This is a genomic window from Massilia sp. CF038 (assembly GCF_900129765.1).
GTDB lineage: Bacteria > Pseudomonadota > Gammaproteobacteria > Burkholderiales > Burkholderiaceae_D > Telluria_A.
The window spans coordinates 1,688,659-1,706,040 of record NZ_FQWU01000002.1 but is presented as its reverse complement, the minus strand read 5'-3'; the positions used below and the strand labels follow the sequence as shown (position 1 = coordinate 1,706,040).

Here is a 17,382-nt window from a genome sequence, read left to right as displayed (position 1 = left end):
GCATCATGAATCGACTAAAGATCGCCGTTGCCGGCGCCGCCGTGGCGCTGCTGACCGCTTGCACCTCGCCCCAACCGGAGCAGTACGCGAACCAGATGCCGCGCCTGGAAGTGGAGCAGTATTTCAACGGAACGCTGGACGCCCACGGCATGTTTCAGGGCCGTTCGGGCGCAGTGGTCAAGCGCTTCGTGGTGGTGATGCGCTGCACCTGGCAAGGCGATACCGGTACGCTCGACGAAGATTTCGTCTACGCCGACGGCACCAAGCAAAAGCGCGTGTGGACGCTCAAGAAAACCGCGCCAGGACGCTTTACCGCCACCGCCGACGATGTGGTGGGTACTGCCCAGGGCACGGTGTCGGGCAATTCACTGCGCTGGCAGTATGTGCTGGCGCTGCCCGTGGACGGCAAGATCGTCAACGTCAACATGGATGACTGGATGTTCCTGATCGATGACAAGGTCATGCTGAACCGGACCGCAATGAGTAAATTCGGCGTCAACCTGGGCAGCGTGACGCTGTCGTTCACCAAGCGCGCCGCCCAATGAACCCGCGAATTAGTGACTGGGCCGGCAAACGGGTCTGGGTGATCGGTGCCTCAACCGGCATTGGCCAGGCCTGTGCCCATTTGCTGGTGGATCTGGGAGCGCGGGTCGCGTTTTCGGCGCGCAGCATTGACAAGCTGCTCGCGACCACCAGCGGCACTCCACGCGCGCTGGTTGCACCGTTGGATGTGACGGACCGCGACAGCGTTGGCGCCGCCGGGGAGAAGATCGTTGCCGAGTGGGGCGGCATTGACCTGGTACTGGTGGTCGCTGGCGGCTACAACGAAATGCGTGCTGATTCCTTTGATCTGGCCGCTGCCAACAGCATGATCGATCTGAATTTGCGCGGCGTCTTCAACTGCCTTGACGTGGTGCTGCCGGTGCTGCTGCGCCAGGGTGCGGGCGGGATCGGCATCGTATCATCGGTAGCTGGCTACGGCGGCTTGCCCAAGGCGCTGGTGTACGGGCCGACCAAGGCGGCGTTGATCAACCTGACCGAGTCGTTGTATCTGGACCTGCATCCAAAAGGCATTGGCGTGTACCAGATCAATCCTGGCTTCGTGGAGACGCCGCTCACTGCAGGAAACGACTTCAAGATGCCGGCGCTGATGAAACCGGAGGACGCAGCACTGGAGATGGTGACCGGTATCGAGAAGGGCCAGTTCCATATCCACTTCCCGAAGCGCTTCACCAACGGTCTGCGCTTTGCGCGGCTGCTGCCCTATCGTTTGTACTTCTGGATGATCCACAAGGTGACCGGCTTATGACACCCGACCTGGCCTTGAAGCGACTGGTTCACTTCTTTGAAAACATCAGCCCCGAATCGGTGCGAGTTGAACTGCCCACTGTGTATGCGCCGCAAGCGCGCTTCAAGGACCCGTTCAATGACGTGAATGGCCACGAGGCGATCAGCGCGATTTTTGCGCATATGTTCGAGCAGGTCGAGCAGCCGCGCTTTGTAGTCACGGGCACCGTTTTGCAGGGACAGCAGGCGTTCCTGACCTGGGACTTCCTGTTCACCATGAAGCGTTTTTCGCGCACGCCGCAGTGCATCAAGGGGGCGACACACCTGGTGTTTGGTGCCGACGGTGCGGTGACGCTGCATCGGGATTATTGGGATGCAGCCGAAGAGCTTTACGAAAAGCTTCCCGTGCTGGGGGCCCTGATGCGCTGGCTCAAACGCGCCGCCCGCCGCTGATACTGATCGCATCACCGAACTTGCAAGGGCCGCGCGATTGCGGTTTAAACCGGCAGAGACAGATAACCAAAAACAGCACGCTGCACCCGCTTGCGTAGCGCCTTAACATCTCGTTCGCCCCTTCCGCCTGCACCGTCAACCATTCCCCGGATGATCGCCACAATGTCGGCGCCAACCTCCGGCTGTCGTGCGCACGCAGGCATATCGTCCTGCGCCAGCAAGGTCCGCATGAAGTTCTGCAGGCGGCCCATTTGAAGGCGCATATCTTCCTCGATGGGCAGGCGCTGTTCCTCAACATCGAGAATGCGCGCCAGAGTGGGGCGGGTCAGCTGTTGCTTGATACCGATGTCGATCAGCGCCATCAGCGCGGCCTTGCCACCGTTGCTGATGTCGATCGCCTCAACCTCAGTCAGTAATCCAGCGGTCTTTTCCAGGATCAGTGCCCTGGTGATTGCGTCGCGCGATGGGAAGTACTGATACAGGGAGCCAATGCTGACACCCGCCTTCAGGGCGACGGCGTTGGTGGTACACGCGGCCATGCCTTCGGTCTCCAGAATGTGAGCAGCCGCTTCCAGAATCGCTTGCACAGTCGCGGCGGAACGGGCCTGGCGCGGCAGTTTACGGGGGGCGAGGGTGGTGACGGACTTGCGGATTGCGGTGGCCATGAATGCGAGTTTGGAAAGTGAGTAATTCCTCATATTATGATCACATCTCAACCAGAACGCAAAGCCACCCAAATGCAAACCTTCCAGGCGCAATCCGACGACGCTGCGCTGCTTGCGCAGACCGCGCAGGCCGTACATCAGACTGGCCAGATCCTGCTGGCGCGTTTTAACCCTGATGACCGTCCAGCCGATATGACCGAATTAATGGCTATGATCGACGCGAACGACGACGCAGCCTCCGCGAATTTACGCCCGCAGTTGCTGGCAATCCGTCCGCAAGCGCGCTGGCTGGAGGACGAAAAGGCCAGCGGCCCGTTGCCACCCGGTGAATGGTGGGTGGTCGATCCCGTCGAAGGGAACGTCAATCACATCCATGGCATGGGTGACTGGAGCGTGACCGCCACCCTGGTGCGCGACAACGAAGCCGTGTTGACGGTGGTGGATGAGCCGCTGACCGCGCGCGTCTACACTGCGCTGCGCGGCGGTGGCGCATTCTTGAACGGGCGCGAAATCAGGACATCAGCGAAGCTGGACCTGGGCGCCGCGATGGTCAGTACCGCCCAAGCTACCCCGGGCGAAGGCGCAGCGACTCACGCCCGCACCGGCAAATCGATCATCGCCATGCTCAATCACGCCTTGCTGGTGAAGGCCGCCGTGCCGTCCGCCATGCAGCTCATTCACGTTGCAGCGGGACGGCTCGACTGCTTCTGGCAGCCTGGCAGTGTGTTATCCGGCCTGGTTGCGGGCGCGCTGCTGGTACGCGAGGGAGGCGGGGTGGTGACGGACTGGCAGGGCGCGCCATGGACCACCGCCAGCGATAGTTTCGCCGCCAGCGCCCCGGGCATTCACGCGGCGGTGGTGCAGGTGCTGCGCCAGGTGGAGGGGCAATGACCATGAAAAAATTTGCCGTCATTGGTGCCAGTAGTGGCACCGGTCTGGAAATCGTGCGCCTACTTGCAAGTCGTGGTCAGCACGTGCGCGCGATCTCGCGCCGTCCGCCACCGGCCTCGGAATTCATCGAACCGTTCAGCGCCGATGTCACCGATGGCGCGGCGTTGACCCGCGCCCTGGATGGGGATTTCGACACCGTGTTCTTCACGGTCGACATTCACAAGCGCTTCGCCTCGAAGCAGGAAGTGCGCGCATTGATGTTTGATGGCTGCATGAACCCGATCCGCGCGGTTCGGCAGTACGCCGTGCCGCCCCGGTTTGTGCTGCTGTCCGTGATTGGCCCGGACCAGCCGTCGTGGGTGTGGTTTCTTCTCAATCTGCTCAAGCGCGGCATGCGGAAGAACGTGATCGACCGCGAGGCAGCGCTGGCGGATAGCGGGCTCGATTATGTGATTGCGCGCGCGGCACGGCTGGTTGATGCTGCCGATGTGATCGGACCCTTGCCTGCGACCGTGGTGGCGCCAGCAACGCGGCGGCTTGACATGAAACGCACGATCGCACGCAGTGCGCTGGCAGAAGCGCTCGTGAGTGCAGCGCAGACGGCAGCGGCGGGTAGTGTATTAGATGTGTTTGCCGAGGAACGTGGCGCGGCTAGCGGGACATAAACATGCCGGTATCGGCGTCGCAAGTCGAATCGAGCGGTGCGTGGACATGGCCTTGCGCGCTCGTGAAGTACCTTCCATCTTCCTCGCGAAGGTGCTGGCGCATGCGCCAGCACCATACCATGCTAAATAACTTCGGTAAGGTGGTATGGGCCCCCGCCTGCGCGAGGGCGACGGCTTATCACGCAGGGCGTTGACTTGGATTCGGGTGCTCGTGAAATACCTTTCATCGTCCTCGCGAAGGTGCTGGCGCATGCGCCAGCACCATAACATGCTAAACAACTTCGGTAAGGTGGTATGGGCCCCCGCCTGCGCGAGGGCGACGGCTTATCACGCAGTGCGTTGACTTGGATTCGGGTGCTCGTGAAATACCTTTCATCGTCCTCGCGAAGGCGGGGACCGATAGCACGCTGAACAACTTCGGTAAGGTGGTATGGGCCCCCGCCTGCGCGAGGGCGACGGCTTATCACGCAGCGTGTTGACTTGGATTCGCGTGCTCGCGCAGTAACGCCCGTCGTCCTCGCGAAGGCGGGGAACCATACCATGCTAAACAACTTCGGTAAGGTGGTATGGGCCCCCGCCTGCGCGAGGGCGACGTCTCAGAAGCTTACTTGGCCGCTTTCGCCGCCTCGGCCGTTTTGCGGATCGTCTCGAGCGTCGCATTCGGCGTAATCAGGTTGCCGTCGTAGCGCAGCTCGATCACGGCGGGCAGCGATTTGCTGCGCGTGTGGGACAGCGCGCGCTCCAGTGCAGGCGCGAATTCAGCGGTCGTGTTGACCACCTCGCCATGCGCGCCGTAAGCGACTGCCAGCGCGGCAAAATCAGGATTGTGCAGCGTGGTGCCCGATACACGGCCTGGGTAGTCACGCTCCTGGTGCATGCGAATGGTGCCGAACATGCTGTTGTTGAAGACGATGATGATCACGCCGGCCTTGTACTGCACGGCGGTGGCCAGCTCCTGACCGTTCATCATGTATTCGCCATCGCCGGCAAAGGTGACCACGGTGCGGGACGGGTCGATGATCTTCGCGGCGATCCCGGACGGTACGCCGTAACCCATGGCGCCATTGGTCGGGGCCAGCTGCGTGCGCATGCCGCCGTAGCGGAAGAAGCGGTGCGCCCACGACGCGTAGTTGCCCGCGCCATTGGTGATGATGGTGTCCTTCGGCGTTTGCGCCATCAATTCCTGCACCACCTGCCACAGGTCCAGTGGCGCTTTGCCGTCCTTGAAGATGGGCGGCTGTTCCTGGTACGCGGCCAGATCAGCCTTGGCTTCGGCAACCGTGGCTTTCCATGCGCTGGCGTCGACCGGTGCCATCGCGGCCAGCATCGCCGTTGCCTGCGGAGCGCCGCTATTGATCATCAATTCAGCCTGATAGACACTGCCCAGTTCTTCCGCATCTGCGTGGAAGTGCACCAGGCGCTGCTTCGGTACCGGCGAAGTTAACAGCGAATAGCCGCCCGTGGTCATTTCGCCCAGGCGCGGGCCGATTGCAATCAGCAGGTCGGCGTCGCGTACACGCGCGGCCAGTTTCGGGTTGATGCCGATGCCGACGTCGCCCACATAGTTTGGATGCGCGTTGTCGAGCAAATCCTGGAAGCGGAAGGTGCAGCCCACGGGCAGCGCATTAGCTTCGGCAAAACGCTGCAGGTCGGCGCAAGCCTGTGCGTTCCAGGTGCCGCCACCGAGCAGCACCATCGGGCGCTTGGCTTCGGCCAGCATGTTGCGCAGGGTGTCGATCTGGGCCGCCGACGGCGCTGCCTGCACCGGCGTATAGCGCTTGGTGTCAGCCACTGCAGCCTGGTCAATCAGCATGTCTTCCGGCAGTGCCAGCACGACCGGGCCCGGGCGGCCACTGGTGGCAACCTGGAAGGCGCGCGCCAGGTATTCTGGAATGCGGTCGGCGCGGTCAATCTGGGTGACCCACTTGGCCATCTGCCCGAACATGCGGCGATAGTCGATTTCCTGGAAGGCTTCGCGGTCCATGAAGTCGTTGCCGACCTGGCCGATGAACAGGATCATCGGGGTCGAGTCCTGATAGGCAGTGTGCACGCCGATCGAGGCGTTGGTCGCGCCGGGGCCGCGCGTGACGAAGCAGATGCCGGGCTTGCCGGTCATTTTGCCGTAGGCTTCGGCCATGAAGGCGGCGCCGCCTTCCTGACGGTTGATGATGAAACGGATGTCCGAGTCGTGCAGGGCGTCCAGGACGTCAAGATAGCTCTCGCCAGGCACGCCAAAGGCGGTATCGACGCCGTGGATCTTGAGGGCGTCAACCAGGATCTGGCCGCCACTGCGGGAAGGGTGGGTCATGTCGTCTCTGCCTCTATGTTAGGTATGCATCATTCTATGCGAGGCGTTTCCTTGCAGCTTTTGAAATAACGACACCAAATTTCAGAATTCGCTTGCGTTTGGTTTCCATGGAAACTATTATCAAAACCATGCAATCGTCCACGCCATCAGCCTCAGTCAGTGCGCTCGAAGACCATGTTGGCTTTTGGCTGCGCTTTGTTTCCAACCACGTGTCGGGCGAGTTTGCACGCCAGGTCGAACAGCGTGGCGTATCTGTGTCGGACTGGGTGGCGATGCGGGAAATGTATCGGCACGAGCAATCCGGCGCTGCGGAACTTGTTTCGGCGCTGGGCATGACCAAGGGCGCGGTGTCGAAAATCGTCACGCGACTGCAAAAGAAAGGGCTGGTGGCACGCGCGCCTGGCGTTGTGGATAAGCGTGCTCAGCATTTAATGCTGACGCCGGCCGGTCGCGCGCTGGTGCCGGAGCTGGCCGCCATTGCGGACCGCAATGACGCAAGCTGTTTCGCTTCGCTCAGCGTGGCCCAACGTCAATCCTTGATGGGGATGATGCAGCAGATCGTGCAGGACCGTCAGTTGCGACAAGTGCCCACCGAATAGAGGAGAAAGTCATGGAACCAGCTACCAGGCAGGCAATCGAACAATGTGCGCGCTACTCGCAGGCGGGCATTGTCAGTTTTCCAGAGGTAATCGCCACCCTTGCCCGCGCAGGCGTGGAGTCGTACCACGCCGATTACCGGCGCGAGGACACAACTTACTATACCAATGGGGGAATGTGGTGCAGCGTGCCCTTGTCGGGCGAAGGCGTGCCGGTTGCGGCAGCGTTTGATGTGGATGCCTTGCAGGCGGCCATTCGTGGCGCGCAGGGCGGTTTGGTCAAGTACCCTGAATTCCTGCGCCTGTCGCGCGCGGCGGGTTGTGTTGGATACATTGTCTGGATCGCCGGACGCCACGTCAGTTACTTGGGGCGCCTCGGCGAGGTGCACATTGAACGGTTTCCCGACTGATGCGCATCGTGTTCATCTTGCGCCGGCTCGGTGCCCGGGGGCTGCCGAGCCGGAACAAAGCTTAACGCACGTTCAGCTTGCCCGCACCTGCGTTCTGCAGCACCGAGGCACGCACTTTCGATGCGTCCATCACGGCAGGTGCATACGGCGGCGTCCAGCCGATGCTGGTGCTGAAGCTGCAGCCGGAACCGCCCAGACCCAGTGCGGCACCGTTCAGCAGCGAGCCAGTGTCGACAATGGCGCCGGTCTTGCTGCTTGAGCCAGGGTTTTTGACGACGTCGTCGCACTTGCCGGCACCGGTGATGTCATACACATTGTGCTGCGAGAGGATCTTGGCTTTGTAGCCCACACCCACGCTGTACTGATGCTTGTACGCGGCGGCACTGCGGCTTGCCTGATGGTAGTTGTTGTACAGGTGCACCTGGCCAAAACGTACGCGCGGTGAACGCTCTGCCACATTCAAGAAATGGTTGCCATGGAAGGTGATCTTCAAGTGGCCATCATCGCTGGTGGTGCTGTCGGAGGAACCGATCAGGTTGTTCTTTTCGTGCAGGGCAAACACGTTGTTCGATACCGTCACATAGTCCGAGGCGGTCTTGATGTCCAGCGCGCCGTCGTGGCATTGCTTGAGCTTGCCATTCTGGGTTGGCAGCTTGTCGTCCGTCATTGGCGCATCGGTAAAGGTGTTGTGGTCGATCCACACGTGGGTCGATGCTTGCACCAGAATGCCGTCATAGCGCGAATTCCAGTTGCCGGCACTGCCGTCTTTTGGATCCCATACTGGCGCGATATCGCACGGGTTGGCCAGGGTCAGGTTACGCACGACGACGTTATCGACGTTCTTGATCTGGATTTCGCCGTTGATGATGCGGGCATCGCTGCCAATGCCAATCAGGGTGCTGTTCGACGGCAGGCTGATGCGGCCGCGTGCGGTTTGATCGTCCACGCTCTTGAACGGGACGCCGCCGGTCATGTCAATGGTGCCGTACACCTTGATCTGAATTGGCTTGCCGGGCTGAGCCTTGAGCGCATCCTGGAGCTGCACTGCACTGCTGACCATAAACACGGCGTTGGCCGCCGCTGCTGCGCCGCCCTTGGTGCCGCCCGCCTGGCTGGCCCAGCCGGTGTTTGGCGCTGATTGCGTAACCGGATCGGTTGGTGTTGGGGTTGGTGTCGGCGTAGGTGTGGGTGTCGGGGTAGGCGTCGGTGTCGGTGTCGGTGTCGGGGTCGGTGTTGGGGTTGGCGTCGGGGTTGGGGTTGGCGTGCTCAGCGGGCCGAGCGCGCACTTCTTGGTAATGCCAGGATTCGGATCGCTGCCAAAGGTCGTCGTGGTGCAGGCGAAGGTGCCGGTCAGCGATTTGACCACCCATTTGTTCTTGATCCCGAACGAAACGTCGCGTTTTACGCTGCCAGCGTCGCATTTGCCGCCTTCTTCGGCGCACTTGGAATAGCCGGAAGGCCAGTCAACGGCCTGTGCTGCGACCGGCGCCAGGGTGGCGGCGACCAGAGATACGAGAGGAAGCAACTTCATGGTGAACCTTTAATGTTGATTGAATTGCCAGCATTGTATTTGCGAAAATAGTGGTTGGACCACTTTTGTGCGATAACATTTTTTGCAGGATTGATATCGTTTTTGATATCAGTGGCGCAGGCGTCCATTTGGCGTAGCGCAAATTCAACGTATGCATGGCGGGTAATCTGACCGATTCCCTGTCGCTTTCCGCGCCGTGACCGACGTACTCATCATCTTCGCGCTGATCTTGCTGAACGGCCTTTTCGCAACGGCCGAACTGTCAATTGCATCAGCCAAAAAGCTGCGGCTCGAGGAGTCTGCCCGGCGTGGCAGCGAGGGAGCGCGAGTGGCGCTCGACCTGGCCGCCAGACCAAGCGACTTCCTGTCGACCATTCAAATCGGCATCACCTTGATCAGTATTTTCAACGGCGCCTTCGGGCAGGCGTCGCTGGCCGCGCAGCTGGGCCGCCAGCTGGCCGGCTTTGCGCCGCTGGCGCCGTATGCGGACATGCTCGCCTTGGCAGTCGTTATTGGCAGCATTACGCTCGCCTCGATTGTGTTTGGCGAACTGGTGCCCAAACGCATTGCAATGCAATACCCGGAAGCGACTGCCGCCTTGCTTGCGCGGCCGCTCCAGCGTTTATCGTGGCTGATGACGCCGCTGGTACGGCTGCTGGCTGCGGTTACCGAACTGATCATTCGCCTGTGTGGCCTGGGGCGCCAGGCCAGCGACGCGCCCACCACCGAAGAGATCAGCGGCATGCTGCGCGAGGGCAGCGATGCCGGCGTACTCGACCGAACTGAATACGACATCGCCCGCCGCGGCCTGAGCTTGCGCCAGCAGCGGGTCAGCGCCCTCATGACGCCCCGGGTCGACCTGGAAACCGTAGATCTGCAAGCCGACATCGGCAGCAACTTGCGCACCATTGCGGCGCGGCCCTACAGCCGTTTTCCTGTCATCGACGGCGACCCGGCGCAGGTACTCGGCGTGATCCATGCAGGTGACCTGTTTGCGCAAACCATCCGCGCCGGCACCCTGGACGCAGTCGACCTGCATGGCGCCTTGCGCCAGCCCTTGCAAGTACCGGCCTCGGCCAACGCCATGGGTCTGCTGGAATTGTTTCGCGAACGGCGCGCCGAGCTGGCGCTGGTGGTGGACGAACATGGCCAGTTACTGGGCATGGTCACGCTGACCGACCTGATGGGCGCAGTCGTCGGCGCCTTGCCCGGCATTGAAGCGCGCGAGGCAGACGCGGTCCAGCGCGACGATGGCAGCTGGCTGCTCGATGGCGCCATGGAACTGGAGCGCCTGCGCGAGGTCCTTGGCACCCAGGCACCGTTTCCCGACGAAGCCGCGCAAGGCTACCAGACCCTGGCCGGCATGCTGCTCCATCAGCTCGGCCATGTGCCGGCGCCATCGGAACAAATCGAGTGGAAGGGCCACCGTTTCGAAGTGGTCGACATGGACCGCAACCGGATCGACCGGGTACTAGTTTCGCCAGTCGAGCCCGCGGCGCGGTACAATACGCCTGTGAAGTAGGCCAAGACAGTCGCTGGCTGACGTGTAATGCGTTGGCGGGAGGAAGGTCCGGACTCCATAGAGCAGGGTGACGGTTAATGGCCGTCCGCCGCAAGGCGAGGAATAGGGCCACAGAGACGAGCGTATTAAGTTACGGTGAAACGCGGTAACCTCCACCTGGAGCAATCCCAAATAGGCACGCGTTGAGGCGGCTCGCGGAGCGTGCGGGTAGGGAGCTTGAGCGCAGGAGTAATTCTGCGCCTAGAGGAATGGCTGTCATAGCGAACGTCCGCAAGGGCTGACGCCGTAACAAAATCCGGCCTATCGGCCTGCTTCACTTTACTGATTCTGGCCCTGGCGCGCATGCCCGGGCTGCCGGAGACGCGGATGAAACAATACATTCTCGCCCTCGACCAGGGGACCACCAGTTCGCGCGCCATCCTGTTTGATCGTCTTGGTCAACCTTGCGGCACGGCGCAGCAGGAATTTCCCCAGCACTTTCCCCAGCCCGGCTGGGTCGAACATGACCCCAACGATATCTGGGAAAGCCAGCTTGCCGTGGCGCGCCAGGTGTTGCACGATCATCAGATCAGTGCTGCCCAGGTAGCAGCCATTGGCATTGCCAACCAGCGCGAAACCACCGTCGTATGGGACCGCAAGACCGGCGTGCCGATCGCGCCCGCCATTGTCTGGCAGGACCGGCGCACCGCGCCCGCCTGCGATGCTTTGCGCGAGGCAGGCAAGGCGCGTCTGATTCAGTCCAACACCGGCCTGGAACTGGACGCCTACTTTTCCGCCACCAAACTGGCCTGGCTGCTGGACCATGTACCCGGCGCGCGCGCCAAGGCAGAGCGCGGCGCACTGGCGTTTGGCACCGTCGACAGCTGGCTGGTCTACAAGTTGAGCGGCAAGCACGTTACCGACGTCAGCAATGCTTCGCGCACCATGCTGTTCAATCTGCACCTGATGCGCTGGGACCAGGCGCTGCTCGATCTGTTCAATATTCCAGCCGCCATCCTGCCGCAGGTGGTTTCCAGTGCCGAGGAAATCGGCAAGACCCACGCTGCCCTGCTTGGCCAGCCCATCTCCATTGCCGGGATTGCCGGCGACCAGCAAGCCGCCACCTTTGGCCAGGCTTGCCACCAGCGCGGCATGGTGAAGAATACATACGGTACCGGCTGCTTCATGCTGATGCACGCCGGCACCCACGCCCCCGTGTCCGAACACCGCTTGCTGGCCACCGTGGGCTGGCGTGTGGACGGGCGCACGGACTATTTATTAGAAGGTAGTGTGTTCATGGGCGGCGCCACGGTTCAATGGTTGCGCGACGGCCTGGGCATCATCGAAAAGTCCAGCGATGTCGAAGCCCTCGCTGCCAGCGTGCCTGACAACGGCGGAGTCTATATGGTGCCGGCCTTCGCGGGACTGGGTGCGCCGCACTGGGATCCTTATGCGCGCGGCACTCTGATGGGCATGACACGCGGCACCAATCGCGGCCACATCGCCCGTGCCGCAGTGGAAGCCATTGCCTACCAAAGCGCGGAACTGCTGAGCGCCATGCAAGGTGACGCCGATTGCCCCGTGGCCGAAGTGCGGGCCGATGGCGGCGCGGCGCGCAATGACATGCTGATGCAGTTCCAGGCCGATCTCCTCGGTGTGCCTGTGGTGCGCCCGAAAGTGACAGAAACAACGGCCCTGGGCGCGGCCTATCTGGCCGGTCTGGCTACCGGTTTCTGGGATTCGCAGGAGGAAATTGCTGCGCAATGGAAGGCGGAGCGCCGCTTTGAGCCGTCCATCAGCATGGATCAGCGCCGTGAACGCATGGCGCGCTGGCACCAGGCAGTTGAGCGCTCGCGCGCCTGGGCAGTGTGATAAAAAATTGAACAAAATGCCACGCCTAATGTGAATTTGCTGTAAAATGTTGATGAAAAACAATTTTTAGTTTTCCTCAACGTTTCAGCAAATTCAAGGGGCTGCATCCATGGCTATTGTGTACCGCATCAACGGCGACGAACGAGACGAATATATTGCTGGATCCCCGCAAAACGACTTTATAAACGGGCTTGGCGGAAACGACAACCTGCAAGGCGGCGATGGCGACGATATCCTTGCCGGTGGCACGGGCAATGACACGCTTGACGGTGGCAATGGCATCAATACCTTCCTGTTCAATCTGGGTGATGGAGAGGACACGATTGTCAATTACCTCAGCCGAACGACGGTCCAGAATACCGTACGTTTTGGTGAGGGGATCACCGCCGATAACCTGATATTGACACGCGAACGCGATCACCTGCGCCTTTCCGTCCGTGGTACGACAGATAGCTTGCTGATCGACGGCTATTTCCGCTCGAATTACAGTTTCAGTGCCCAGCAGCAGAACCTGATGGCGTCCGGTGTCGAGCAATTCCGGTTTTCCGATGGTACCAACTGGGATTTTGCCAGCATTCTGGGACGCGTTGCGCCCGTGGCGGTGTTAGGCGAGGGCGATGATGTGTACGGCGGCGGCAGTGCCAGCGGCCTGGGCGGCGACGACCGCTTGTTCGACAGCTGGACCGACGACGTGCTCGACGGCGGCGCGGGCAACGATGTGCTGACGGCGAGGGAAGGCAATGACGTTCTGATTGGTGGCGCTGGCAATGACATCCTTGAAGGTGGAACGGGCGCCAACTTGTTCAAGTTTGCTCCTGGCTGGGGCCAGGATGTCATTCTGACGCGCGACCAGGGATGGAGCTCTAGCTCGACCCGCATCGACTTGACTTTCGTGGCGGCCGGCAGCGTAACAGTGTCCCGTTCCGACAACGGCACTGGCAGCGATTTGATTATTGCGCTCAAGGGCAGCACTGATTCGATTACGGTGCGTGACTATTTTTATTCCGGTGGCGGCGTCATTGTGTCCAATCTCAGCATTGGCTTTGCCAGCAATGTGAACTGGAGCCGCGAGCAAATCGACCTTGCCTTGTTCATGCCGCCCGGTCTGACCCTGACCGGCACCGACGCTAACGATTTTCTCGTCGGCCAGTGGGGTAATGACACCCTGGCTGGCGGTGACAGCTTCGACACCCTCATCGGCAATGAAGGTAACGATCTTCTGGATGGCGGCAACGGGTCCGATAGTATGGAAGGCGGCGCTGGCGACGATGTCCTGCTCGGTGGTGACGGCTTAGACCAGTTGCGTGGTGGCGATGGCGACGATCTGCTTGATGGCGGCAGCGGTGATGATTTCCTCGACGGTGAAGCAGGCAACAATACGATCATCTTTGGCCGCAACAGCGGCAGAGACGAATTGATGGTTCGGCCAGATGGTATGCAAACTATTCGGATGGATGCGGACGTGAAACCGTCCGACGTGCGTATCGAAGGGAACGGATACGACATGTGGGTGTTCATCAAGGGCACGACTGCGCAGTTGCGCATCCCTTGCAGGCAGGCTCCGCAGGATATCGGTAGCGGCATGTACATGCGCTCCTTTGCCGAAATTCGCTTTGCCGACGGCACCACCTGGGATGATGCGATGCTGCAACGCCTGGGCTTGACCGGCGACGAGCAAGACCAGCAGATTACTGGCACAGAGACCGACGACTGGATGGATGGGCGCGCGGGCAATGATTATTTGGACGGTCGCGACGGCAATGACGAATTGCGCGGTGGTGAAGGCAACGACCAACTGAGCGGCGGCCGCGGCAATGATTTGCTGATCGGTGGCGAGGGGAACGATCAGCTGAGCGGCTACGAAGGAAATGATGTGCTACGCGGCGGACGGGGCGATGACCGCCTGTTTGGCGAAGACGGGGCCAACACCTACCTGTTTGGCAAAGGGGACGGCAACGACATCATCGGTTTCGATAGTCTCGATACCGTGCTCTTCGATGCGGACATTGCCCCGGGCACGGTGGTCGTTCGCGAAAACCCTGAGTACGCCGGATCGGTCGATCTGTATTACGAAGGCGGGCGCATTACCACAGGCGCCAGGCTGTCGGGCGATTCCAATGACCATCGCACGGTCCGTTTCGCGGACGGCACCATCTGGGACGCGAACGAGTTGCTGCGCCGCTCAACCCTGGGCGATGACAATGCCAACGAGATCCAGGGTAGCAGCCGCAGCGAAGTCCTCGACGGTCAGGGTGGTAACGATACGCTCAAAGGCAATGGCGGCCACGATACGCTACGCGGCGGTGCTGGCGACGACTTCCTCGACGGCGGCGACGGTAACGACACCATCATCGGCGGCGCAGGCAACGATTTCATCTCGGCGCAGGATGGCGGGGACGATGTGTATGTCTTTAATCGCGGCGATGGTGCAGACACGATCGCCTTCGCGCCCTTTTGGTGGTCGGGACAAGAACAGATCCGCTTCGGCGATGGCATCGCTCGGGCCGACGTGCGCCTGTCGGCCAATGGCAGCACCTTGACCATTAACTATGGCGCAGGCGACACGATCCGCGTCGAAAATTACCAGGTGGATGGCTATGCCGACCGCCGCATCACGCAGATTCGCTTCGCAGACGGCAATAGCTACACCGTTGACCAACTGATCAACAGTGCCCCGGTGCTGGTCATTCCGGTCCCATTCCTGGTTGCCAAAGAAGGCACGAACTTCGAGTTCAAGCTGCCACCCGGTAGTTTTGTCGATCCCGACCAGGGTGACACGCTGCATTACGAATTGGTGGCCCCGTTTGGCGGCCAGGCACCGGCCTGGCTCACCGTCGATGCGTACACCGGCACGCTGTCCGGCACGCCGGGTTACAGCGACGCCAGCTACCGCGGCATGATCTTGCGCGCCACCGATTCCCGCGGCAAGTCCGCCGAGTCGTTCTTTGAGCTGATGGTCGAAGACATGCCACCTCCGGGCATCACACTCAACGGCAGCGCCGCTGCCGATACGCTGGTGGGAACCTGGGGCAGCGACACGATCAATGGTTTGGCAGGCGACGATGTGCTGGATGGCGGCCTGGGCGCCGACACGCTGGTCGGTGGCACGGGCAACGACAGCTACTACGTTGATGATCAGGGTGATGTGGTGGTCGAAGCTGGCGGCGGTGGCAACGATATTGTCTACGCCAGCGTCAGGCAGACCTTGTCGGCCAATGTGGAGCGCCTGACCTTGACCGGTCATGGCGCCATCTATGGCATTGGCAACAATCTCAACAATATCCTGACCGGCAACGCTGCTGCCAACTTCCTGGACGGCCGCGCTGGCGCCGACACCATGACGGGCGGCACCGGTGACGACACTTACATCGTCGACAATGGCAGCGACATCGTCACCGAAGCAGCTGGTGAAGGCACCGACCGGATCTATTCCTCGGTGGGCCGCACCTTGGGCAACAATCAGGAAATCCTGACCTTGTACGGCACCGGGGCCATTGCGGGCGCCGGCAACAGCCTGAACAATCTGCTGCAAGGCAACGACGCAGTCAATACCCTCCAGGGCAACGACGGCTACGACATCCTGCAAGGCTTCGGCGGCAATGACAACCTGACCGACAGCTCGCTCCAGGGCAATGTGTTCGATGGTGGCGCGGGCGCGGATCGCTTGAGCGGCAGCAACGGCGCCGACATGTACTTCGGCGGCGCTGACAACGACCAGCTGTCCGTTGGCAATGGTGCCGACCTGATTGCCTTCAACCGTGGCGACGGCCAGGATACGGTCACGTCCGTTGCCGGTACCGACAACACCGTGTCGCTCGGCCACGGCATTTTGTATGCCGACCTGGCGCTGAGCAAATCCGGCAACGACCTGGTGCTCAACGTGGGTGCCGGCGAGCAGATCGCCTTCACCAACTGGTATGCGGGGGCTGGCCGCAGCGTCGGCACCTTGCAGGTTGTGACGGAAGGCGGCGCCGATTATGTGGCTGGGTCGGCTTCGGCAATCCACGACAACCGGATCGAGCAGTTCAACTTCAGCGCTCTTGTGTCGCGTTTCGACCAGCTGCGTCTGGCCGACAAGACCATGACCAGCTGGAACATCGCCGGCGCGCTTGAGCAGTTCAGCAGTGGCGGCAGCAATGGGGCCGGAATCGGCGGCGAGTTCGCGTACCGCTACGCGATCGACGGCAGCCTGACCGATGCCACGACATTGGCGGGGCTGGCGGCCGTGCCGCAGCCGCAGCTGGCAGGCACGACGATAGGTGCGCCGTCCACCAGCGGGCAGCGTGAGACCTACAAAATGCTGTAAAACGGCGCCTCAGCGTTACTAACAGCAGGTCCAGGAAAGGGCGGAACAGCGCAAGCTGTTTCGCCCTTTCGTACTTTCAAAGCGTGTTAACTGACGTTTGACGATTTTTCCTGCACGCATGATCATTTCACTACGGGTGTTGCATAACCTCAACTGAATGCATTTTTTTTAATATTTGTTGAGACGTCAAAACACATGTGTACAGATGAGGTAGCACATTCAATGTCTTTGATAAGTCCCTGATTATCGGCATATTTTCTTTTGAGGCCGCTTCAACGATGTGCGCTAAGTCCTTGACTTCATTGGCAAATTTCACATTTCGCACGTTTGAAACCGCTTGACCGTCGTAATTGCTTCATCTAAAGTGGGCGACAGTGTGAAAAAGTGTAGTTTTGTGGGAGATTTTTGATGCTCCCGGCGCCAAAACACCGCATTTCATCCCAACTCTTAGACCAGGTAAAACGTGTTTCAAGGCGCTTCCGCAATTAACCTCGATGCAAAAGGCAGGATGTCGATACCCGCCAAGCATCGTGACGCACTCGCAGTGCAGTGCGAAGGACGCCTCACGCTTACCCGTCACCCCCATGGTTGCCTGCTGTTTTTCCCGCGCCCGGTGTGGGAAGCGCACCGTGAACAAATTGCCGCCTGGCCTATGTCGGCCCGCGCCTGGCAGCGCATTTTCCTCGGCAACGCGTGCGATGTCGAGCTTGATTCGGCTGGCCGTATCCTGATTTCCCCTGAATTGCGCAACGCCGTCGGCCTCAGCCGTGACGTCATGCTGCTGGGAATGGGTACCCATTTCGAAATCTGGGACGCCGCCAAGCTGGCCGAAGACGAGCAAACTGCCGTCGCCGGCGGCATGCCCGACGTTCTTTCCAATTTCTCTTTCTAGGGCGC

15 protein-coding genes, 1 other RNA gene and 1 pseudogene are annotated in these 17,382 nt (G+C 60.9%); 13 read left to right on the top strand and 4 right to left on the bottom strand.

The genetic code is table 11. From position 1 onward, the window contains the following. The first annotated feature begins 5 nt into the window (after window positions 1-5). From BUC24_RS18055 to BUC24_RS18045, 3 genes are read left to right on the top strand one after another with little or no spacing between them, the layout of a single operon-like run. Window positions 6-545, top strand: coding sequence for a DUF3833 domain-containing protein (locus tag BUC24_RS18055; RefSeq protein ID WP_073219303.1), 540 nt, complete (start codon window positions 6-8; stop codon window positions 543-545). Next, entirely contained in the window at window positions 542-1,309 is a 768-nt protein-coding gene (locus tag BUC24_RS18050; protein WP_073219300.1) for an SDR family NAD(P)-dependent oxidoreductase, read from the top strand. Before BUC24_RS18055 ends, BUC24_RS18050 begins: the two co-directional genes overlap by 4 nt. Continuing rightward, window positions 1,306-1,740 carry a nuclear transport factor 2 family protein gene (locus BUC24_RS18045; RefSeq protein ID WP_073219297.1) on the top strand — a complete coding sequence of 145 codons (435 nt, stop codon included), beginning with the start codon at window positions 1,306-1,308 and terminating at the stop codon, window positions 1,738-1,740. Before BUC24_RS18050 ends, BUC24_RS18045 begins: the two co-directional genes overlap by 4 nt. Before the next feature lie 44 nt (window positions 1,741-1,784). On the opposite strand, the gene BUC24_RS18040 is transcribed toward BUC24_RS18045, so the two are convergent. After that, window positions 1,785-2,543 carry a TetR/AcrR family transcriptional regulator gene (locus BUC24_RS18040; protein ID WP_229448283.1) on the bottom strand — a complete coding sequence of 253 codons (759 nt, stop codon included), beginning with the start codon at window positions 2,541-2,543 and terminating at the stop codon, window positions 1,785-1,787. Here BUC24_RS18040 and BUC24_RS18035 point away from each other — a divergent pair. Both BUC24_RS18035 and BUC24_RS18030 read left to right on the top strand, forming a co-directional pair. Further along, window positions 2,442-3,296 (top strand): inositol monophosphatase family protein, encoded by an 855-nt coding sequence (locus tag BUC24_RS18035; protein WP_307188468.1) that lies wholly within the window; start codon window positions 2,442-2,444, stop codon window positions 3,294-3,296. The two genes, BUC24_RS18040 and BUC24_RS18035, sit on opposite strands and share 102 nt — an antisense overlap. Then, window positions 3,293-3,961 carry an SDR family oxidoreductase gene (locus BUC24_RS18030; protein ID WP_073219291.1) on the top strand — a complete coding sequence of 223 codons (669 nt, stop codon included), beginning with the start codon at window positions 3,293-3,295 and terminating at the stop codon, window positions 3,959-3,961. The genes BUC24_RS18035 and BUC24_RS18030 overlap by 4 nt, the downstream gene beginning before the upstream one ends. 604 nt (window positions 3,962-4,565) lie before the next feature. Here BUC24_RS18030 and BUC24_RS18025 read toward each other — a convergent pair. Continuing rightward, complete coding sequence (locus BUC24_RS18025) at window positions 4,566-6,269, bottom strand: thiamine pyrophosphate-binding protein (protein WP_073219287.1); 1,704 nt, start codon at window positions 6,267-6,269, stop codon at window positions 4,566-4,568. A 107-nt stretch (window positions 6,270-6,376) separates the two neighbouring features. Between BUC24_RS18025 and BUC24_RS18020 the strand changes: the two genes are divergently transcribed. Both BUC24_RS18020 and BUC24_RS18015 read left to right on the top strand, forming a co-directional pair. Next, the gene (locus BUC24_RS18020; RefSeq protein WP_229448282.1) at window positions 6,377-6,868 is read left to right on the top strand and encodes a MarR family winged helix-turn-helix transcriptional regulator; all 492 of its coding nucleotides are present in this window, start codon (window positions 6,377-6,379) and stop codon (window positions 6,866-6,868) included. Window positions 6,869-6,879: 11 nt separating this feature from the next. Next, window positions 6,880-7,275, top strand: a complete 396-nt coding sequence (locus BUC24_RS18015) for a DUF1398 family protein (protein WP_073219284.1) — start codon at window positions 6,880-6,882, stop codon at window positions 7,273-7,275. A gap of 61 nt (window positions 7,276-7,336) precedes the next feature. Here BUC24_RS18015 and BUC24_RS18010 read toward each other — a convergent pair whose 3' ends face one another. After that, window positions 7,337-8,335: a pectate lyase family protein gene (locus BUC24_RS18010; protein ID WP_143167561.1), complete on the bottom strand. Its 999-nt coding sequence runs from the start codon at window positions 8,333-8,335 to the stop codon at window positions 7,337-7,339. Then, on the bottom strand, window positions 8,250-8,645 hold the full coding sequence (locus tag BUC24_RS27580) for an IgG-binding virulence factor TspB family protein (RefSeq protein WP_373887979.1): 396 nt from the start codon (window positions 8,643-8,645) through the stop codon (window positions 8,250-8,252). The genes BUC24_RS18010 and BUC24_RS27580 overlap by 86 nt, the downstream gene beginning before the upstream one ends. Window positions 8,646-9,002: 357 nt before the next feature. On the opposite strand from BUC24_RS27580, the gene BUC24_RS18005 reads away from it, so the two are divergent. The 6 genes and pseudogenes from BUC24_RS18005 to mraZ all read left to right on the top strand — a co-directional run bounded on the left by BUC24_RS18005 (window position 9,003) and on the right by mraZ (window position 17,377). Beyond that, window positions 9,003-10,328 carry a hemolysin family protein gene (locus BUC24_RS18005; protein WP_073219281.1) on the top strand — a complete coding sequence of 442 codons (1,326 nt, stop codon included), beginning with the start codon at window positions 9,003-9,005 and terminating at the stop codon, window positions 10,326-10,328. Further along, an RNA gene (rnpB, locus tag BUC24_RS18000) (RNase P RNA component class A) lies at window positions 10,322-10,647 on the top strand. Before BUC24_RS18005 ends, rnpB begins: the two co-directional genes overlap by 7 nt. Before the next feature lie 47 nt (window positions 10,648-10,694). After that, window positions 10,695-12,179: a glycerol kinase GlpK gene (gene glpK, locus BUC24_RS17995; protein WP_073220304.1), complete on the top strand. Its 1,485-nt coding sequence runs from the start codon at window positions 10,695-10,697 to the stop codon at window positions 12,177-12,179. 109 nt (window positions 12,180-12,288) lie between these two features. Beyond that, a pseudogene (locus BUC24_RS27575) lies at window positions 12,289-12,693 on the top strand (calcium-binding protein); the annotation flags it as partial. Further along, on the top strand, window positions 12,694-16,485 hold the full coding sequence (locus BUC24_RS17990) for a calcium-binding protein (protein WP_229448279.1): 3,792 nt from the start codon (window positions 12,694-12,696) through the stop codon (window positions 16,483-16,485). It abuts the pseudogene before it with no gap. 463 nt (window positions 16,486-16,948) lie between these two features. Then, a complete protein-coding gene (gene mraZ / locus BUC24_RS17985) occupies window positions 16,949-17,377 on the top strand; it encodes a division/cell wall cluster transcriptional repressor MraZ (protein WP_073219275.1) in 429 nt (142 codons plus the stop codon). Window positions 17,378-17,382 lie beyond the last annotated feature (5 nt).